Annotated in this window: 18 protein-coding genes; 6 read left to right on the forward strand and 12 right to left on the reverse strand. The window is 47.9% G+C overall.

Features of this window, described 5'->3' with window-relative positions:
* Positions 1-139: 139 nt before the first annotated feature.
* The 3 genes from DN748_RS06625 (at position 140) to DN748_RS06635 (ending at position 2,486) form a co-directional block, all read left to right on the forward strand.
* Positions 140-1,537, forward strand: a complete 1,398-nt coding sequence (locus DN748_RS06625) for an MATE family efflux transporter (RefSeq protein WP_112370996.1) — start codon at positions 140-142, stop codon at positions 1,535-1,537.
* 67 nt (positions 1,538-1,604) lie between these two features.
* Complete coding sequence (locus tag DN748_RS06630; RefSeq protein WP_112370997.1) at positions 1,605-1,829, forward strand: hypothetical protein; 225 nt, start codon at positions 1,605-1,607, stop codon at positions 1,827-1,829.
* 81 nt (positions 1,830-1,910) lie between these two features.
* On the forward strand, positions 1,911-2,486 hold the full coding sequence (locus DN748_RS06635; RefSeq protein ID WP_112370998.1) for a phosphatase PAP2 family protein: 576 nt from the start codon (positions 1,911-1,913) through the stop codon (positions 2,484-2,486).
* A 4-nt stretch (positions 2,487-2,490) separates the two neighbouring features.
* Here the strand turns inward: DN748_RS06635 and DN748_RS06640 are convergent, their stop codons facing one another.
* From DN748_RS06640 to DN748_RS06685, 10 genes are all read right to left on the reverse strand, one after another.
* Positions 2,491-3,177, reverse strand: coding sequence for a hypothetical protein (locus DN748_RS06640; protein ID WP_112370999.1), 687 nt, complete (start codon positions 3,175-3,177; stop codon positions 2,491-2,493).
* A 166-nt stretch (positions 3,178-3,343) separates the two neighbouring features.
* On the reverse strand, positions 3,344-4,987 hold the full coding sequence (locus tag DN748_RS06645; protein WP_112371000.1) for an ArnT family glycosyltransferase: 1,644 nt from the start codon (positions 4,985-4,987) through the stop codon (positions 3,344-3,346).
* Positions 4,980-5,603 carry a lipid-A-disaccharide synthase N-terminal domain-containing protein gene (locus DN748_RS06650; RefSeq protein WP_112371001.1) on the reverse strand — a complete coding sequence of 208 codons (624 nt, stop codon included), beginning with the start codon at positions 5,601-5,603 and terminating at the stop codon, positions 4,980-4,982. The genes DN748_RS06645 and DN748_RS06650 overlap by 8 nt, the downstream gene beginning before the upstream one ends.
* Positions 5,604-6,317: a glycosyltransferase family 2 protein gene (locus tag DN748_RS06655; protein ID WP_112371002.1), complete on the reverse strand. Its 714-nt coding sequence runs from the start codon at positions 6,315-6,317 to the stop codon at positions 5,604-5,606. It lies immediately after the preceding gene.
* Positions 6,318-6,440: 123 nt separating this feature from the next.
* Positions 6,441-7,451 (reverse strand): methylmalonyl Co-A mutase-associated GTPase MeaB, encoded by a 1,011-nt coding sequence (gene meaB / locus DN748_RS06660; protein WP_112371152.1) that lies wholly within the window; start codon positions 7,449-7,451, stop codon positions 6,441-6,443.
* Positions 7,452-7,590: 139 nt separating this feature from the next.
* Positions 7,591-8,547: an aldose epimerase family protein gene (locus DN748_RS06665; RefSeq protein ID WP_161554492.1), complete on the reverse strand. Its 957-nt coding sequence runs from the start codon at positions 8,545-8,547 to the stop codon at positions 7,591-7,593.
* A gap of 112 nt (positions 8,548-8,659) precedes the next feature.
* Positions 8,660-10,132: an efflux transporter outer membrane subunit gene (locus DN748_RS06670; RefSeq protein WP_112371004.1), complete on the reverse strand. Its 1,473-nt coding sequence runs from the start codon at positions 10,130-10,132 to the stop codon at positions 8,660-8,662.
* A 28-nt stretch (positions 10,133-10,160) separates the two neighbouring features.
* Positions 10,161-13,322: an efflux RND transporter permease subunit gene (locus DN748_RS06675; protein WP_112371005.1), complete on the reverse strand. Its 3,162-nt coding sequence runs from the start codon at positions 13,320-13,322 to the stop codon at positions 10,161-10,163.
* A 253-nt stretch (positions 13,323-13,575) separates the two neighbouring features.
* Complete coding sequence (locus tag DN748_RS06680) at positions 13,576-14,808, reverse strand: efflux RND transporter periplasmic adaptor subunit (RefSeq protein ID WP_236636808.1); 1,233 nt, start codon at positions 14,806-14,808, stop codon at positions 13,576-13,578.
* Between the two features lie 124 nt (positions 14,809-14,932).
* Complete coding sequence (locus DN748_RS06685; RefSeq protein ID WP_112371006.1) at positions 14,933-15,529, reverse strand: TetR/AcrR family transcriptional regulator; 597 nt, start codon at positions 15,527-15,529, stop codon at positions 14,933-14,935.
* A gap of 330 nt (positions 15,530-15,859) precedes the next feature.
* On the opposite strand from DN748_RS06685, the gene DN748_RS06690 reads away from it, so the two are divergent.
* From DN748_RS06690 to DN748_RS19055, 3 genes are read left to right on the forward strand one after another with little or no spacing between them, the layout of a single operon-like run.
* The gene (locus DN748_RS06690) at positions 15,860-16,417 is read left to right on the forward strand and encodes an RNA polymerase sigma factor (RefSeq protein WP_236636809.1); all 558 of its coding nucleotides are present in this window, start codon (positions 15,860-15,862) and stop codon (positions 16,415-16,417) included.
* A gap of 31 nt (positions 16,418-16,448) precedes the next feature.
* Positions 16,449-17,045, forward strand: a complete 597-nt coding sequence (locus DN748_RS06695; protein ID WP_112371007.1) for a hypothetical protein — start codon at positions 16,449-16,451, stop codon at positions 17,043-17,045.
* Complete coding sequence (locus tag DN748_RS19055) at positions 17,023-18,324, forward strand: hypothetical protein (RefSeq protein ID WP_161554493.1); 1,302 nt, start codon at positions 17,023-17,025, stop codon at positions 18,322-18,324. Before DN748_RS06695 ends, DN748_RS19055 begins: the two co-directional genes overlap by 23 nt.
* 15 nt (positions 18,325-18,339) lie before the next feature.
* Here DN748_RS19055 and DN748_RS06710 read toward each other — a convergent pair whose 3' ends face one another.
* Both DN748_RS06710 and DN748_RS06715 read right to left on the reverse strand, forming a co-directional pair.
* Complete coding sequence (locus DN748_RS06710; protein WP_112371010.1) at positions 18,340-19,128, reverse strand: patatin-like phospholipase family protein; 789 nt, start codon at positions 19,126-19,128, stop codon at positions 18,340-18,342.
* 2 nt (positions 19,129-19,130) lie between these two features.
* Positions 19,131-20,636, reverse strand: a complete 1,506-nt coding sequence (locus tag DN748_RS06715; protein WP_112371011.1) for a S10 family peptidase — start codon at positions 20,634-20,636, stop codon at positions 19,131-19,133.
* Between the last annotated feature and the right edge of the window lie 52 nt (positions 20,637-20,688).

Here is a 20,688-nt window from a genome sequence, read left to right on the forward strand (position 1 = left end):
ATGTTGAACTACCGGAAGCACGAAGTCCGGCCCGGTAACCGGAAAGAATAACGGATATATTAAGAAAACATGTTAATTTCTGCCCGGAGATGGTTTGGAGGGAGCAAATCGCTATCTTTGCCCATTCAATTTTCAGGAGATGTTTTCACAGTACACCAGGGAATTTTCCTATAATCTCAAATTGTCTTTTCCGGTAATGCTGGGAATGCTCGGGCATACCTTTGTAGCCTTTGCGGATAACGTTATGGTGGGGCAGCTGGGTACTGCAGAACTGGCCGCGGTTTCCCTGGGGAACAGTTTTGTCTTTATAGCCATGTCACTGGGTATAGGTTTTTCCACGGCGATCACCCCTTTGGTGGCCGAAGCAGACGGAGCGGGAGACGTTGCCGGGGGCAAGGCGGCCCTGAAACACGGGCTGGTACTTTGTACGGGGCTGGGCATAGCCCTGTTTGCGATACTGATGTTTGCCAAGCCCATGATGTATGCCATGGACCAGCCTCCCGAGGTCGTGGAATACGCCATGCCCTACCTCGACTTGGTCGCGTTTTCGCTGGTGCCCCTTATTGTTTTCCAGGCCCTTAAACAATTTTCTGACGGGCTTTCGGAAACCAAATATCCCATGTATGCCACCGTAGTGGCCAATATCATTAATATCGTACTGAACTACCTGCTGATCTTCGGAAGTTTCGGTTTCCCGAAAATGGGGATCATAGGTGCGGCGATAGGTACCCTGGTCTCCAGGGTGGGGATGGTCGTCTTCCTGTGGTATCTCTTCCGGCAGCATTCCAAATTTCATCAATATATTTCAGGATTCCGGTTCAGGACATACAGCAGGGCCGTATTTTCCAAAATTGTAAACCTGGGTTTCCCCTCTGCATTGCAGATGCTTTTTGAAGTGGCCATATTTACATCGGCCATATGGCTCAGCGGGGTATTGGGCAAAAATCCCCAGGCGGCCAACCAGATAGCACTGAACCTTTCCAGCATGACTTTTATGGTAGCTACAGGGCTCAGTGTTGCGGCCATGATACGCGTGGGAAACCAGAAAGGGCTCGGGAATTTTTACGCCTTGCGAAAGATCGCCTTTTCGGTGTTTCTGCTCACTGTTATACTGGATGTGATTTTTGCCCTTTGTTTCTGGATATTCCGCGACTGGCTTCCTACAATGTATCTCGACCAGAGCGACCTCGCCGATAAGGTAAACAGTACGGAAGTGATGGCCACGGCATCCCGCCTGCTTATGGTAGCCGCGGTATTCCAGATATCAGACGGCTTACAGGTGGCGGTACTGGGAGCGCTTCGGGGCCTCCAGGATGTAAAGATCCCTACTTTTATTACTTTTGTAGCCTATTGGCTGATCGGGTTTCCCGTCTCCTATTACCTGGGGCTGCATACCGAATGGAGGAGTACCGGAATATGGATAGGCCTGCTCGCCGGACTCTCGGTGTCGGCAGTGCTTTTGTTTATGAGGTTCAATCACCTGACCAATAAACTGATCAGAACAGCGCATGCCGATGCGAACCTGCCCGTTCGGTGAACAAGGTGGCACGGTTTTAAATCTCGCTTGGCGTGAGTGAAACATTTAATTTCAAAAGAGAACGCACATGGAGCTTCCGAAATTTTTACTTGGCGATAATACCGATTATCCCGATGCCATTTTTGTAATACATACCGATTATCCCCGTTTTATTATCAACCTTGCCGACGACGAGGTGGAATGGCTTGAGGATTTTGACCCTTCGGATGAAAAAGAACTGGAAACAGAAGTGGAAAACCTCATCAGCCAGGCCACCGACTTCTACGACCGGGAAATAGAACGTTATGAGTAACGGTCTTTTCTTTTACACCGCTGCTTCACGCCGGCCGGGATATGACCTGAAGTTAAAAACCGGATATGACAATATGCAGTTATGTGGGACAGATTAATAGCATATGACCGGGAGATCTTCCTGTTGCTGAATAACCTCGGCACCGAAGGATGGGATGGTTTCTGGCTGTTTATTACAGACAAGCTCGCATCGCTCCCCCTGTACCTCTTGTTGTTGTATATGTGTGTCAGAAAACTGGGATGGAGATCTACGGTATGGGTGCTTGTTACTACGGCCCTGATGATCACCTGTACCGATCAGCTGGCCAATGTTTTCAAGGATGGTTTTCAACGCTTGCGCCCCTGCCACGACCCGTTGCTACGGGACAGTATGCGCATCCTGAAATGCGGTGGGAAATTCGGTTATTTTTCCGCTCATGCCGCCAGTACCTTTGCAGTGGCTACCTTCTTTTCCCTGTTGTTGAAGCGCTATTACCGTTTTCTTCCCCCCGTACTACTGCTGTGGGCTTCCGTAGTGTCGTACAGCCGTATATATCTTGGGGTTCACTTTCCGGGAGATGTGCTTACCGGGCTGTTTTTCGGAGTGCTGACCGGAGGGGTGCTGTTCCTGCTGCTGAAGCAGCTCCTGCACAAATTCGCAGGAAAACCTCTACGCTGAAATGCTACTCCGGAGCCCCGTTTTCCTTCTTTTCGAAAATATGCCGGTTAAAAGGGGCCAGGAAGATCAGGAAAAAAAGTATCCCGAATGCGAGTTCGTACACCTCCCATTTCCGGTCGGCGGGGATGATGCTTACCAGTATGGTACAGGCGATAAATGCAATGGTGTGCTTCCATGCCACTATGGGAACGGCAAAAGTGTCGGCCAGGTTTTTTACCCATCGGGTTTTCCGGTACAAAAGGGGCACGATAAGCAGGTAGGTGACCATGACAACCATTAACAGCTGGCTGAAAATAAGCTTGTTTATCTTGGTGTCTCCCACAACCAGGTTGTGAAGGTTGGTCTCTCCCTGTGCATTGTTCTCTACAAAGAAATCCCCCGAGGTAATCCCGAATATCCGTTGTCCCCATGATATTTCTTCTCCCGCAGCAAAAAAGAAGAGTACGGCAAAGATGACGGTACCTGTTTTCCAGAGTATTTTCTTGTATTTCCACCCCCTGAAAAGGTGATATATGCAAAGCAGGCTCACCCCCAGGAGCATCAGGGCAGTTTCGTTTTCCACAAGGCCATCCTCCTGTGCATAGTGTTCGTTGAACAGCATTTCGTCGGTAAAACCGAAATAGAGGCTGTTGACAAAAGTTACGAGAAGGAACATAAATCCTAATAGTTCTGTTTTGCTGAGATTTTTCATGGTGTTTGTTTTTTAGGTCCGAAGTCCGTTGTCCGAAGAATATTTACTTCCGACTTCGGTCTTCCGACTATTTTACTGCCACTTTCTGATCTCCGGACTTCAAGTCCGGGTTTAGTCAGATTATGCGCATAAACTAAATAACTGAATAACCTATTAACCCGATAACCTATTCCCCTACGAGGATATAATACCGGGTTAACAGCCGGAGCTTATAGTCTCTTTCATTTTTTCCTGCGGTGTAATTGATATCGTATGTATCCCTGAGCCGGAGGTTGTATTCCGGGGCAAAGATACGTTTAAATTCGTCTTCCGCTGCAGGGGGTACCAGGACCCCGAATTTTTTTTCAGCAGGGGTAAACCCGGAATGCGGTGCATCGATCCGGGGTGCCGGCCGGCCGTACTCCCATACGGTTTCCGGGGCTATCTCGCCGTAAGAGTAGACCGGGATACCTTCCTGTGCCGCCTCTTGTGCCAGGTGGTCTATGTTGTTGAAATCGGGATTGTCGTTACTGAATGTGTTTTCGAGGGGAAACCCGAAAAGGATGATGCCCATGATAAAGGCTACGGTAAGCAGAAAGACGCGGTGTATGTTTTTTTGCCTCAGGCCCCGGATGATGAGTATACCGGTAGTAAAAAGGAATACAGAAGCCGTTATATAGGCTATCCATAATCCCTGTAATTCCCTGCCGAAAAAGAGATACCCTGCTATGGGGAAGGCGATCCCGATAAAGGCGATCAGGCCGTAATTGAAATATACCGGGAACTTTTCTGCCCTGCTGCGCATTTCGGGAAACCGGCGTACCAGGTACTCGATGTAAAAAGCCGTATTCATGGCGAGAGGGATAAGGACCGGAAGGAGGTATCGCGATTTCTTTTCCGGGATGACAGACAGCAATACTACCGAGCCCAGGGTCCATAGCCAGGAAAACAGATACGCCTTTTTATCGCTTACCCGGTTTTTCAGGTACGGGTACAGCAGCCCGGTAAAGGCCGGGATCGTCCAGATCCCGCTTTGGGTAAAGAAGCTCCAGTAATAATAAAACGGGCGTATGTTGTAGCCCGACCAGTTGGCGGTTTCTTCACTGGCTATGGCCATAAAAGCCACCGGGTCGGCAAGCCGTACGTATACGAACCACCAAAGCCCTGAAATGATCGCCGTAATGAGAAATAACAGGGCAGGCATGACCTTTTTCCGGAAATTGCCGTACCCGTAAGCAATACCATAGGCAATGGCAAAAGGTAAAAAGAGCGTATACAGCGAAACAGGCCCCTTGCTCAGAAACGAAGCCCCGGTAAAAAGCCCGGCCAGCAAGGCATTCTTCCAGATATTTTTCCTTTCCCGAAGGAGGAGGTAAAGGAAATATATGGCAGTGACCATAAAGCTGTGGGTGAAAATATCCCACTGCCCGTTACGCCCGGAAAAAATAACATAGAAAGAAGTAGCCAGGATCAGCCCGGCGTAAAGGCTCAGGGTTTGTTGTCCGTGTATCTTCCGGTTGAACCTGTACATTACCAATACCATCAGTGTAGCAGCCATGGCGGCCGGAAGCCGGAGTGCAAACAGGCTTTTCAAGCCGAAAGCTGCTCCCGAAAGTGCCGTAAGCCAGGTGGGGAGCGGCGGTTTTTCGTAACGGGGCATGCCATTGAGGGTGGTGAGCAGCCAGTGACCGTCATGAAGCATTTCACGTGCCGTAATAAAATTCCTGGCTTCCATGATGTTGACATACAGTTCGTCCAGGTTAAAAAAGAAGATCACCAGGCATGACAGCAGCAGTACCGGTACGGGATATTTCTCGATAAGTTTAGTCATGTTGTTTTCTTAAGATCATCAGGTTTCTCATATAGATAACACAACCGAAGAGGTGCCCGGTCATCAGTACGGGGTCCTTTCGCAGTACGGCGTATACGAGAATGAGAAGGGCCCCGGTAAGGCTCAGTATCCAGAAGCCTGCGGGAAGTAATGATTCCTTTTTGCGTTCGGAGTATATCCATTGGTATACAAAGCGAAAGGTAAAGATCAGCTGTGCGGCACTTCCCAGGATAAGGAGCCACAGGGGAATATCCTCATTCCGGAAAAGATTGGCGATATCCATGGTGTTGTTATTGTAATAGTAAACCACTATTATAAACGGAAAAAGCCATAAAAAAGTACGGAATATCTGCGGTAATCCGCTCCATGCTCCCTGTATCTGCATGTTTCTTATATAGATGAAATAGGTAAGGGTCTGCCCCAGCATGATGGCAAAGTCGTGACGCAGGTAGCCGTATACGAACAACAGGAAAGAAGCCAGCAGGCTCAACTGCCAGAAAAGCCTGGGAGTGAGTACTGTCTTGTTTTTTTCCGAGAGGATCCACTGTAACAGCAACCGGCTCGAAAACAGCAGCTGGGCGACGAAACCTATGGCGTAGATGATCCAGTTTTGCATTTAACCCTTCTTGGCTATGGTGTAGTTAATATATTTCTTTTTCATCCAGAGATAGGCAAAGCAGTCGGCCAGCGGCCCCAGCAACCTGTTCCAGAGCCCGAACTTGGCTTTTCCGGCCATTCTCGGAAAATGCCGGACGGGAACCTGCAAGATCTTGCCCTGCTGCAAAAGGATCATGGCCGGCAGAAAGCGGTGCAGCCCCTTGAACATGGGAATACGCCTGGCATATTCTGTCCTGATCACCTTGAGCGGGCAACCGGTATCGTCCATGCCGTCGTTGGTAAAAGCCCTTCTTATTTTGTTTGCGATCAGGGACGACATGTTTTTGACAAAGGAATCCTTGCGGCTTGCCCTTACCCCGGTTACGAGGTCGTATTCCCCTATGTGTTGCAGCAGCAGATCGAAATCTTCGGGAGCCGTCTGCAGGTCGGAGTCCATATAACCTACGAGAGGGGTGTCTGCATGGTCGAACCCCGCCTTGATCGCAGCGCTGAGGCCGCGGTTTTCCGCGAATTCCAGGAAATGAAATTCCGAGTGCCGCCCGCAGATACCTTCTATGAGCTGCTGGCTCCGGTCGGAAGAACCGTCGTTGATGAGAAGGACCTGTGTGCCGGTCTTTGTGTTGGAAATATAAGCGCTGAGCTCCTGTTCTAAGCGTTCGAGGTTTTCTTCTTCGTTGTATATGGGGACAATAATGGTAAACTCGTAATTCATCCTCGGTATTAATAACGGCACCGATAAGACCGGTGCACTTTCAACACGCAAAGATGAAAAAAATATCTGGTTTTGCCGGGAAATAGTATTGTATATGCGGAAATAAACTTCAAAAGTTTATTGTTAAGAGTTTCTTTTCCAGTTTCTTAACAGCCTGTCGGCGGCCTTAAAGGGAGTGGTCTTATTGTGTTCCAGATCGGAAAAAGCCTCTTCCAGCAGTTTTTTTATTTGCCCATCTTCGTAAAAACGGGCCTTCAGGCGTTCCTCTATGGTCTGTATAAGCCAGTATCTGTTCTGGGCGGTACGTTTCCCGGCAAAATGGCCATTCTCCGTATTGACTGTAACGTAGTCCTGTATAAGCTCCCATATTTCGGGAATCCCGTTCTTTTCAACGGCAGAAGCCATAAGTACCCGGGGAACCCATCCGTTCTCCTTGGGAGGGAAAAGATGCAGGGCCCTGGAAAATTCGTTCCTGGCCTTCCGGGCTGCCCTGATGTTTTCTCCGTCTGCCTTGTTGATGACAATGGCGTCGGCCATTTCCACTATGCCCCGTTTGATCCCCTGGAGTTCGTCACCCGCTCCTGCGATCTTGAGCAGCAGAAAAAAATCGACCATACCGTGTACGGCGATCTCTCCCTGGCCCACCCCGACGGTTTCCACGATAATACTATCGAACCCGCAGGCTTCGCAAAGGATGATGGTTTCTCTTGTTTTCCGGGCTACTCCCCCGGGCGAAGCTCCCGAAGGGGAGGGGCGGATAAAGGCATCCGGGTCCCGTACGAGCTCTTCCATCCGGGTCTTGTCGCCGAGAATGCTTCCCTTGCTCAATGTACTGCTGGGATCTACGGCCAGCACGGCAACCTTTTTCCCCAGGCCGGTGAGGTACTTTCCGAAAGCCTCGATAAAGGTACTCTTTCCGGCCCCCGGAACGCCGGTAATCCCTATGCGGACGGAACGGTTGGCATGGGGAAGGCATCCTTCTATAATGGCCTGGGCATCGGCCTGGTGTTCCGGATGGGTGCTTTCAACCAGGGTGATGGCACGACTGAGTGCTACGGTATCGCCGGCGCAGAGTTTTGCCGTGAGTTCTTCCGGGGGTATCCTGGACCTTTTGAACCTTCCGGCAGCATGCATGGCATTTCCCCGAATGCCCCCCGGGGTTTCCTCGCTGTTGTCTGATGTTGCCTTGTTGCTCAAAAGTATCGAGGTTATTAAGTTATTAGGTTACTGGGTTATTGAGTGTTTCCTGAGTAACTGAACAACCCGTTTTGATTTAGCGTATTGAAAATTCGAACACGGTCTCATTGCAATACGTATCTCCTGCTCTCAATACTGCCGAAGGAAATGCAGGCTGATTGGGGGCATCCGGAAAGGTCTGGGCTTCGAAACAGATGGAAGAGTATTTTCCGTATGCGGCACCTTCCGCAAAGGGGAGGGCCCCCAGGTCTTCCGGGGTGTATACCACAACGGCTCTCTGGTTGGTAGCTACCTTCATCTCTATTCCTGTTTCCGGGGCATACAATACGGCCGCCTCAGAAGGAGTGTCGAGAACAAAGACATCGTCGATACCCGAAAAACCGGGCTGTTGCCCGATGAAGGCAGGAGAGCGGAAGTCGTATGCCGTTCCGGCCACATCCCGGAAATTGCCGGTGGGCAGCAATTTGCCGTCCAGTTCTACGAATGTCCCGCTGCTAAGTTTCAGTTCGTGGTCCAGTACAGCCCCTTTCCCGTTGAGGTTAAAATAGGCGTGATTGGTCAGGTTGATCACCGTATCCCTGTCGGAGGTGGCCTTATAGGTTACCTTCAGCGACCTGCCTTCAAGGCGGTAGGTGACGGTGACCTTCAGGTTTCCCGGGTACCCTTCCTCGAGGTGGGGGCTCAGGGTACTGTAGGTGATAGACGGGTGGTCTCCTTCGTCCGAAAGGGCCTCCAGCTGCCAGTCCTTTTTGTTAAGGCCGTTTTCTCCCCCGTGAAGGTGGACGCCGTTTTCCTGGTGCAGCTCATAACGCGTGCCGTTCAGGGTAAATCCCCCTCCGCCTATACGTCCTGCATAGCGCCCTATGGAGGCCCCTATGTAGGATGGGTTATGCAGATAGTCGTCTTCCTCTCCGAAGCCCAGCACTACATTAATGTCTTTGCCGTTTCTGTCCCTGACCCTCAATTGTTGTACGGTGGCGCCATAGCTGAGGGCAGTCAGGGAAATATCGGAATTTTGTATGGTGTGTTTCACGGAATAAAAATTAATATATGGAGTGCTAAAATACAAAAACCCTGCATTTGCAGGGCTTTTGCGTGGTAAATAAACACAGGTTTGTAAAATCGGATAAGATTTAAACAGTGTCTTAATTGTTCTTTTTGTTTTCCGATGCTTTCATGGCATCAAACTTTGTATCTGTCTCTTCCTGGCTTATTATTTCCCATCCGCCACCTAAAGCTTTGTAGATTGCTATCAGTGAAGTAGCCGAGGATATTTCGCTTATCGCCAGTGCATTTTCGGAAACGAGCAGCGCGTTGTCAGCACTGAGATAATCGATAAAGTTATCCAGCCCGGCAGTGAAACGCTGTTGTGCAAATTTTGCCGCTTCGGCACTTGCCCTGGACGAAGTGCGTAGTATTTCCCTTCTTTTTAATTCATGGGTATAATTGCTCAGGGAGGTTTTTATTTCTTCCAGACTTTCGAGAACTACCTTTTCGTATTGATTTAGAGCAGCCAGTGTCCTGGCATCCTCACTTTTTATCTGTTGTCTTACCCTTCCGAGGTTAAACGCTGCCCAGCTGATACTGGGGAAAATATTCCATGTAAAAGATTCTTTGCTGCCGAAGTTCGAGAAATCCACTGCTGAAAAACCAATAGAACCTCCGAACTTAATTTGCGGGTACAGGTCTGCTACCGCAATATTGTATTGCGCGATTCTCATTTGCAAAGCTGCTTCGGCACGTCGTACATCGGGCCTTCTTCGCAGCATTTCGCGAATATCCCCCAGGGCCACGGATTCCGGCAAACTCGGGAGAGGTTGTTTGTTGACAATATTGTCTTCAAGGTTACCGGGGACTTCTCCGATCAAAACACTGATGCTGTTTTTAAGGGCTTCTAACCTGGCTTCGAGGGGAGGAATACCGGCCCTGGTATTTTCGAGTTGGGCCAGGGCCCTGGACTCGTCGAGACTATTGCTTGTACCTGCTTCCGATAATTTAACCGTAAGATCGTAGGTGTCTTGTTGTCCCTTTAAATTTCTTTTGGCAATATCCAACAGGTATTGTGTGCCCCTTAATTCGAGATAATTATTGGCTACCTCTGCAAAAATGCTGACATATACACCATGCATATCTGCCAGAACTTGTTTTTGATTGGCGTAAGCCCTTTTTATCCTGTTGGATACTCTGCCGAAAAGATCCGCTTCCCAAAAAGCGTCAAAGCTGGCATTGTAAGTACTGTATGTGGGGTTGGCTCCCGGAACAAAAACATTTTCTCCCATTCTGGTCCGGGAATACTCTCCGTTGGCCGTAATGGTGGGAAGCCTGTCCCACTTTGTTTGCTTAAGTACTGCCCTGGCAGCTTTGAAATTGGCAACTGCCGTATTGATGTCCAGGTTATGTTTACGAGCTTTTTGTATAAGAGAATCCATAACCGGATCATTAAATCCGGTCCACCATTCTGTGGCAATAGCCGAATTTTTAAAGGCGACGTCCGTTAGTTCGTCTTTCAGAAAATCATCTTCGATGGAAACGGTTGTTTGCACGTCGAAGCTTCGTTTTTGAATGCTACAGGAACTTGCCAGGATCACTGTGATTATTAATACTATCCAATTTTTCATTTGCTTATATTTTTAATGGTTTCGGCATTTATTCTTTTGCTTCGGATGCTGTGTTTTGTTTTTTAGTACTCCATTTTCTTCCGAGGTAATAGAATACCGGGGTAAGGAATACTCCGAAAATGGTGACACCTAACATACCACTGAATACCGCCATTCCGAGGGTGACTCTTAATTCGGCTCCTGCGCCGGTTGCGATGGCCAGAGGAACTACTCCCAATATAAATGCCATTGCGGTCATAAGAATAGGTCTTAGTCTTAGTTTGGAAGCTTCTATAACAGCTTTTTTCAACTCCATACCTTCTTCTTCCAGTTGCTTGGCAAATTCCACGATCAGAATGGCGTTTTTACTAGCTAATCCTACGAGTACTACGAGTCCTATCTGTACCATGATATTATTATCCAAACCGGCAAGATCAACACCTATGATAGCAAATAGCAAAACCATAGGGACAATAAAAATAACGGCGAGGGGCAATACCAGACTTTCAAACTGTGCTGCCAGCAGAAGGAAAACAAAGATGACTGCCAGTGTAAAAGCGATCCCGGCGGTGTTTCCGGTTTGTTTTTCCTGATAGGCCAATTCCGTCCATTGAAAGGATATGCCTTGTGGTAAGACTTCAGCTGCCAGTTGTTCCATTCTTTCCAATGCTTGTCCGGAACTGTATCCGGGATTTACATCACCGTTAAGGGCAGCTGAGGGATAGAGGTTAAACCTCGGTATTCTCGATGCGCCGGCTATGTCTTGCTGCGTAGCAATTGATCCCATAGGGACCATATTACCTTGATTATTCCGGACTTTTATTTTAGAAATATCATCAGGAGTAAGGCGGTTGGGCGAGTCTGCCTGAGCGGTAACCTGGAATGTTCTTCCTAAGTAGTTGAATTCATTGACAAAGGCCGATCCCATATATATTTCAAGCGATTGGAAAACGTTCTGAACATCGATCCCTAATTTTTCTGCTTTTACACGATCTATATCCAAAAACAATTGCGGTGTCTGGTTGTTAAAGAAAGTAAAGACATTACTCAATACAGGGTCTTGATTGGCTGCCATAGCCAATGCATTGGTGGCTTCCAAAAGTTTCTCGGTACCGAGATTTCCTCTGTCCTGTACCATCATTTTAAATCCTCCGGCATTACCTATACCACTTACGGATGGTGGTGGAATAACAAAGACCATAGCGTTATCGATCTGCGATAGCGCTCCCCGGGTTTTTGCCAGGAGTTCGTTGTACTCGATACCTTCGTCATGTCTCTTGTCAAAATCGTCCAGAACCTGAAATACTACGGCAGAGTGCGAAGCAATGGTATTGGATGTCGGATCGAACCCCGTAAAGGATATAGCATCTTCGATGCCGTCAATGTCCAGAGATAAATCCAAAACTTTCTTAACTGCTTCATCGGTTCTTGAAAGTGAGGACCCCGGAGGAAGTTGTATGACACTTATAAAGTATTGTTGATCCATAGCCGGGATAAATCCCTGTGGTACTCTGCCAAATTCTACCCCGGTGAGTATTATAAGCCCGAAATAAACCACCATAACCATGGCAGAGGTACGAACGAGTTTTTGGACTGCTTTTCCGTATTTATCGGATAATTTTTCCATAAAGGAGTTGAATTTATTTCCGATATAGATAAAAGGCCTTAGTAGTATAAAGGGTTTTTTATTACTTTCTTCTTTTTCCTCGTGACGCATTAACAGGGCTGCCATTGCAGGGCTTAAGGTAAGAGATACAAAAACAGATATAGCTGTGGCTACAGCGATTGTCATTCCGAATTGTTTGTAAAACTGTCCGGATATACCTTCGAGAAAAGCGGTAGGGATGAATACGGCAATTAGTACAAGACCAATGGCTACCAATGCTCCTCCTACTTCATCCATGGTTTTCATAGCAGCTTCTTTTGGAGAGAAGCCCTGTCTGAGGTATCTTTCCATGTTTTCTACCACCACAATGGCATCATCTACAACAATACCAATAGCAAGGACCAATCCGAACAGGGTAAGTGTGTTAAGAGAAAACCCAATGCCCTGCATTACGGCGAAGGTACCTATAAGAGAAACCGGGATTGCGAGAATAGGAATAATAGCGGCTCTCCAGGACTGTAGGAAGAGTAGAATTACAATAACCACCAGTACTATAGCTTCGAATATAGTGTGGTATACCTCATCTATGGATTTTTGAATGAAGTTGGTAGGATTGTATATAATGGCATATTTAAGATCTTCAGGAAAATTTTTGGAGAGCTCTTCCATTTTATCCTGAATTGCGGCAGCAGTTTCCAGAGCATTACCTCCGGGTTGTTGGAAGATAGGCATGGCAATAGCGGGTTTTTTGCCTAAATATCCTCGTGTAGTGTAGTTCTGAGCTCCCAATTCAGCTCTTCCTATGTCTTTTAATCTCACTATGCGACCATTGTCTTCTGCTTTGATAATAACGTTTTCAAACTGTTCTGTCGATACCAGCTTTCCCTGGGTTTGAATATTTATCTCAAAAGCGGTCTGACTTCCGGAAGGCAAGGTGTTTAACGTACCACTGGCTACCTGTACATTCTGTGCCCTGAGTGCGGCAACCACTTCTGCAGCAGTGATGTCGAGAGTAGCGATTTTATCGGGATCCAGCCATATGCGCATAGCGTATTCCGCTGCACCAAACAGCTGTATGTCTCCGATACCTTTTATACGTGCCAATTCATCTTTTAATTGGAGAACAGCATAATTACCCATATAGATTTGGTCGTAAGTTTCATTTGGAGAGTAAAGGTTTACCACCATAAGGATGTCCGGAGATATCTTTTTTGTAGTTACTCCAAGTCTTCGTACCGATTCAGGTAAGCGGGGTTCAGCAATGGCAACCCGGTTTTGTACTTGTACCTGTGCTTTGTCCAGGTCGGTTCCTAATTCAAATGCAATCTGGAGAGTTACACGACCATCTGCAGAGGACTGGGATGTCATGTATATCATGTCTTCTACTCCGTTTATTTCTTTTTCGAGAGGAGCAGCCACGGTTGCCGAGAGTGTGGTGGCGTTGGCTCCGGGATAGGTAGCAACAACCTCTACCGTAGGAGGTGCTACATCCGGAAATTGAGAGGTAGGTAAAGATACGTAAGCCAGCCCTCCCACGATGAGTATAAGTATACTCAGAACGGCTGCGAAAATCGGCCTTTTGATAAATGTATGACTAAATTTCATCTGTCTTGATCTTTGTTCGTTGATTTTTTGTCGGATAGAGAAGTTCTATCCTGCCTTTTTTATCGTTGTATTCTATTGGAAATAAGAAATAAAATCCCTGTGCCCTTTTTTTGCTTGTTAAAAAGGGCACTTTTACCAGGCTTTATACGGAGTTTTTTCCGTTGGATTGCCGGTCATGGAGTGACCGTTTTCTTTGCAATCGACAGGATACTATCCGTATAAAATCGAGGTAGGGATTATATAAGTGTTTCGGTTATTTTGTAGCAGCCAAATCTGTTTTGCCGGGGAGAATATTTGTTTCATTCGCACTTACGATCATACCCGGACGGATTTTCTGTAAATTGTTTGTGATTAATTTATCTTTGGGAGAAAGTCCGTCTTTTACAATTCGCAATCCATTGGAATGTAGGGGTCCAAGAGTTATATTTTTACTTACAACCTTATCGTTCTCTCCGAGGGCATAAACATATCTCAGGGACTGATTAGTACCAATAATATTATCCGGTATCATTATGGCATCGTGTTCGTCACTGCCTATAAGCCTGGCTTTACCGAACATTCCCGGTTCCAGCAAATGATCTTCATTGGGCAGAATGGCACGGTTTTCTATGGTCCCGGAATGACCGTCTATCTCGTTGTCGACAAAATCGAGCCGGGCTTCGTGCAGGAACTCGTTTTCGTCGGATAGTTTGATATATACCGGGAGGTCTTCGGAACGGGCTTCTCCTCGTTTTCCTGCCTTTGCCAGGCGCACGTATTTCAAATAATCCGATTCGCTTCCCGTGAAATAGAAATGAATAGGGCTTGTGGCCACGATAGTAGTGAGCAAGGTAGAATTGGCACTTCCCCCGTCTATCAGGTTCCCTTCATTGACTTTGTGCCTGCTGACCAGACCGGAAATGGGTGCTTTTACCCTGGTAAATTCCAGGTCCAGGGCAGCCTGGTCTACTTGTGCCTGGGCCAGCTGTGCGCTGGCCTCTGCGTGTGCAAGGGCCTGCTCCCTGCGGTCGTATTCTTCGGCAGATACGGCACCTGTTTCCTGTAAAGATCTTACCCTGCCGTAATTTTCCCTTGCCGTTTTTAGTGTGGCCAGGGCCTGGGCGTAATTTGCCTTGGCCTGATCCAGTGCGATCTTAAAAGGTCTTTGGTCTATTACAAATAATACCTGTCCCTTTTTTACGGGTTCTCCGTCGGTGAAATTTACTTTTTCGAGAAAGCCGCTGACCCTTGCGCGAACTTCCACGCGATTGCTGGCCTCAAATCTTCCGGAATACTCGTCCCATTCGGTGATTTTTTCGAATACCGGTAATGCGGTTTCTACCTCAAGCGCCATAGTGGTTCCCGGGTTATTTTTCCCATCCCCGGGGCCACATGCTGCTGCCAGCGCGAAGACTATTCCTGTCAAGGCCGAAATGCCTGAATTTTTTATGGCAAAACGTGAGTTTTTCATCTTGATTACCTGCTGTTTGAGATTATTCTTTTTCATAGTGCAATTGTGTTTGAGTTTTGTGGTAAAAGTTTTAAAAAATACCGGGAGCGGTACGGATAGTGTGTCTGTATTTTTTTGATGAAACAAGTTGACCGGTCGTCTATAAAATAAGTAAAAAAAATTATTTGATAATAAGTGTCTTTAAGAACACCAGGAAATTATCCAGCGGTTCGGGACTTTGATTTTCTTTCATGGATATTAATACCCCTTTATAGGCATCTTCGATGAAAGCCACAATTTTACCGGGGTCAAGAGGGAGATTTATCTCCTTGTTTTCCTGTGCAGCAACGACGACCCCGACGATTTTGTTTCTTGTATTTTCTTCGTGTTTTACAATGGTTGTGCGTATTTTTTCACTGTGTTCCGACATTTCATTGCCTATGTTGGACCCCATACATCCCATGCTGCATTGCAATTCCCCTTTCATTATTTCCACCCTTTTTGCATAGTACCCGTAAAGCCTCATGCCGGGAGATAAAGAGGGGTCTTCGAGAACCTGTTCGGTTGCGTTGCTCTTCAGGCAGAAATAGCGTTTTAGTGCCTTGACCGCAAAATCTTCCTTGGAGTCGAAATAGAAATAAAAAGAACCTTTCGGGACATTCGCTGTCTTTACGATGTCGTTAACACTGGTACCGTTGTATCCTTTCGACCATAAGAGCTGCAGCCCCTTGTCGAGAAGGAAATCGGTTTTTTCCTGGTGTTTGACTGTGGTAGACATAGCATTATCTCAATTGGACAGGACAAAAATATGACCGGTCGTCTATAAAAAACAAATCTAAAATGTTAAAATTATTGTAAAGAAATTAAGGGGTAAAATATCTTTGAGTATAACTTACTGTTTTTCAGATTAGTGTACTTTTGTTGAAGTTTTTTACCCGTTCTCAAAAATACAAAATATTCTGAAAACCGCAACAGGGCGTTTTTTTTGTCGTCTATACTGTAAAGCAACAACCCTTTTTGCCGGAAAAGGATAGGTGCGGAGAAGTCTGGGGAAGACGATAAGCTCGGGGGAGGAGCGTGTTTTAGCTAAAGAAATATAACAGTAAAAGTGGGGATAAAAACCGGAACAGATCAGGCAGAATTAATAGAAAAATGCAGAAAGCACGACCGCAGGGCACAAGTGAGGCTTTACCGGCAATATTGTAACGCCATGTTTTATATAGCCCGGAGATACCTGAAGCGTGAGGAAGATGCCGAAGATGCTGTGCAGGATGCTTTTATACTGGCCTTCCGGAAACTGCATCAGTATCGGGAGGAGGTGTCTTTTGGCGCCTGGCTGAAACGTATTGTAATTAACTGCTGCCTGGACAGGATCAAAATGGAAAGAGAGCATACGGTATCTATAGACGGCGAATTTTTACAGGTAGCCGATGAGCTCCCCGGAGACTGGGTAGCGGAAGACCATATCACTTCCGGTATGGTGGTGAGAGCCATAGAGAGTTTGCCGGACAGCCATCGCTACGTACTGATGCTTTTCCTTATGGAAGGGTATGACCATGAAGAAATTGCCGGAATACTGGGGATCTCCGAGGTAAATTCGCGAACCCTTCTTTTCCGGGGAAAGAAGAAGTTGCAGCACATATTAAAAACATACAGGGCGGTATAGGGATCGGGGCCATCGCCTGAAAAAGGACAGTATGATGAAAGACATTCGGAAATTGATAGAGGAGGGGTATCGCAGCAAGGGAGATATCCCCGAAGGGCATGAGGCCAGGTTCCTGGAGAAACTGCAGGCGTTGCCGCAGCACAGCCCCGGAAAATATTCTTTACGGCACCGGGGCCCGGTATGGAAAATAGCGGCTTCGGTAGTGCTCCTGGCAGGGATAGTCACGGTTTTCTTTTACGCGGTTTCCGACCGTCCTTCCGGAGCCGCAGAGGTGACCGTGACGGAGCGGGAAAAAGCCGGGGAAGAAAAACCTATCTCGCTCAGCGACCTCTCACCCGACCTGAAAAAGGTGGAAGAATATTATATGACCGCTATCAACTGGGAGCTTTCCCAGGTAGAAGTAGACCCGGAAAACAAAAAACTTTTTGATGCGTATATGGGCAGGCTCGGCGAGCTGCAGGAAGAATACCGGGAACTGAACCGGGAACTGAACGATATCGGGCCCAATGAACAGACGGTGAATGCCTTGATCAACAACCTGCAGTTGCGGCTGCAATTGCTGTATCGCCTAAAGAACAAGTTAAACGAATTAAAACACAGGGATCATGAAGAAATATCCAATGTATAGTTTTTTTATAGCCGGGCTTATGGTCTGGCAGGTACAGGCACAGCCGGAAAGCAAAACTTTCAGGAAAAGCATGCCGGTCAATGGTAATGTAAAGATAGATGTAAAAACGAACCATGCCAACGTGGATTTTGAAACCTGGAATAAGAATGTGGTAGAAATCGAAACCGTGGTGGAAACAGAAGGACTCAGCCGTGAAGAAGCCGAAGCGTATTTTAAGGCTTCGGAGGTGTATATGGAGGGAGATAAAAACGCAGTGACCATTGCTGTGGGGAATGCAAGAGGAGGATTCCCGGCCGGAATTCCCGGAGTGCCGGACTCCATTGCGGTTGCCATTCCCCCTGTTCCGCCTGTGCCCCCTGTTCCTGCCGTACCTCCCATTCCCCCGTTGCCCCCGGAAATTACGGAATCACTATCCGGTCTTCCTTTTGATTTTACCGCATATGAGAAAGACGGAAAGAGATATATGGAGGCCTGGAAAGACAGCCTGCATAAGGTTCTTAACGGAGATTTCAGGAAAAGCATGGAGGCCTGGAAAGAGGAAATGGAGGAGAATATGCAGAAGATGAAGGCCGGTATGAATGCATCCGCCGGGAAGACCAGGGTGATCTATCTGTCCGGTGACGAAGGTGCACAGAATATTCGGGTAAAGAGCAGTGGAGGGGAGAAGAAGCATATACGGATACATAAAAAGATCCTTATCCGGATACCAAAAGAGGCCAGGCTGCATTTGCAAACACGTTACGGGGCGGTGAAGCTCCCCGGGAACCTGACGGATATCAGGGCCGATATGTCGTATACCCGCCTGTTTGCAGATCAGGTGAATGGCAGTGAAACTTTTATCGAAACTTCCTATGCCCCGGTGGCTGTTAAAAACTGGGCTCACGGTAAACTTACCGTCAATTATTCTGATAGCGTAGTACTGGACAGGGTTGGCGCTATAGACCTGGTGATGAATACTTCTGACGTAAGGGTTAAGGAGGTGTACCGGAAAGGAAGTGTTCACGGAAGTTTCGGCAGTCTTCAGATCGACAGGATCGCCAGGGATATAGATACGTTGCAGCTACGGCTGAATAATACGGATGCAGTTGTCCGGTTGCCGGAATCGGATTTTGTCTTTCTGGTGAGCGGAGAAAATTCGGAAGTGGACCTGCCCGGTCGCCTGGAGGTATCCACTTCGGTAAAAGGAAGCAGGACAGATATCAAAGGGTATTACAAAAAGGAGGATTCCGGCCGGAGCATATCGGTAAAGGCCAGGTACAGTGACCTGAAATTCCACTGAAAGTCACACCACGCCCTATTCTGAAGGCTGTATCCGGAGTGTTTTGGTGTATTCATAACCGATAAAGAACATCTGTTCTGCCCTGGAGGCGTCGAGTATGGGATAATTATACAGTTCCGGCGGTTCTATATAGATGTCGCATTCCTCTTTTTTGCGGCAAGAGGTGGCATCCACACTGAGGTGAAATGTTCTTGTGGCGATGTCGATGAGGTTGTTCAGTTTGTCCACGCGCTGGGTGGGACTTATGTTGATGGCTATCGTGGTTTCACATTGCTCTTTGATAGGGGCTATGGGAACGTTGTCAAAGATACCGCCATCCACATATTTTTTTCCGTCGATCTTTACCGGGGAGAACAGCACAGGGATCGAGGCCGAAGCCTGGACGATCTTTCCCAGGTCGCCCCGGTGGAAATACTCTACCCTGCCTTCGTTGAGATTGGAGGCTGCCACGTAGAAGGGAATGGGCAGGTCTTCGATATTTTTTGCCGGGATATAACGGGCAATGGTATGCCGGAGCTTGTCGAAATTGAGCAGTCCGTCCCTCGGGATCTGTATGCTGGTAAAGTTTCCCAGCCGGTTCTCTTTCATGATCCCGAATACTTCATCCGGTGAAAACCCCCCGGCGATAAAGGCCCCTGCAATGGCTCCTGCACTTACTCCCGAAATGACTTCCGGTTTTATACCCGCCTCGTTGAGGGCCTTGAGCGCTCCCAGGTGGGCAAAGCCTCTTGCCCCGCCACCGCCCAGGGCAATACCGTAGCGGTACGGAGCAGCTTTCTTTGTGGAAAACAGTGAGTTCAGCATTTTTAATCGCTTTCCGGTTGTGGATACCGTGCCGGAGCCCCTTTTTCAGGGAGGGATTCCTTTATAAAATTACGGATATCTTCATTGGCCGATTTGAGATCCTCTTTTCTCAGGTACATCATGTGACCGCTTCTGTAGGCCTTAAACTGCATCCGGTTGCTCATTTTTCCGGCCGGGTCCATCTGCCGCATGGTGTATTTGGCGTTAAAATAGGTACAGGCCCCGTCAAAATACCCCGATTGTACCATGAGGTGCAGATAGGGGTTCTGTGCCATGGCCTGCCTCAGGTTTTCCCCCGTACGGTCCTGGGTCCTGTCCCACGGATGTACCGGTCCGAACATGTTGTATTTCACATCTGTCCTGAAATTGAGTTGTTCCCGGATATAATAATTCATTGCCGGGGTAAAAGAGTGCAGCCACGATGTGAGTTCCGCATTGTAATCCGGGGTATCTCCGGCGTCTTCCCGGTCGATACCGAGATAGCGCGAATCGAGCCGGCCTATGGTATATCCCTTGTCACGGAGCAGCTCTTTCCAGTAGAACCAGTAGGAAACGTCCAGGTTGTGCTGGAGTATTACTTTCGGGGATAAACCGGAATACCGGGCCATCCCGGCCGCAACGGCTTCTTTTTGCGCCTTGTCCAGCTGACTGCCCAGCGCCAGGGCCGGAAGGAGTTCCCGGACGGTATAATTTTCCACTTCGGGCAGTATTTCTTCCAGTTCCTTCTGTTGCAGGTCGGGGGGGAGCATATGGTGGTACCATGCGGCTGCGGCGAAATAGGGAAGGCGGTTGGCGGTTTCTACGGGGCCGTCGCGCCCGATACCCAGTTCGGTAGGTGAAACGAGGACCACCCCGTTGAGGTACATCCATTGCTGGTTTTGCAGTTCGAGGGCAAGCCCCGAAACCCGCGTGGTCCCGTAGCTCTCCCCGATAAGGTATTTCGGGGATGGCCAGCGGTTGGTTCGGCTTACAAAGGTGTTCAGCCATTCGGCCAGGTATTTGATATCGGCATTAACCCCGAAAAATTCCGACTTTTCCGGTTTCCGGTCTTCCGTTTCGATAATGCGGGAATATCCCGTATTTACCGGGTTGACATACACAATGTCGGCCACATCCAGGATGGAATACGGGTTTTCCTTAATACCGTATGGCATTACCGGATATCCTTCGTCGTCTATATTCAGCAACCTTGGCCCCGTATAGGCGATATGCATCCATACCGAAGCCGAACCGGGCCCGCCGTTAAAAGAGATCACCAGTGGCCTGGACGCCCTGTCCTTGATGTTTTTTTTTTCGTAATAGGTGTAGTAGAGGGTAGCTATGGCATGGTCGTCCTTTCCCCATACCGGTTGCATACCGGTAGTGGCCGTATAGGAGAAACGGGTGCCGTTTACCGTAACCTCATGGGAGGTGGTTACCGCTGTGTCGGCAGGAATGGTCCGTTTTTGTGCCGTGAGCATGCCGTAAAAAGACAGGCATATGAGCAGGAGGGGTATTTTGTGTTTCATGGAATAAATGGATTTAAAATACTTGTATTCGACAATTTGGGTGGTTACAGGT

This window comes from Sinomicrobium soli, assembly GCF_003285545.1.
GTDB lineage: Bacteria > Bacteroidota > Bacteroidia > Flavobacteriales > Flavobacteriaceae > Sinomicrobium.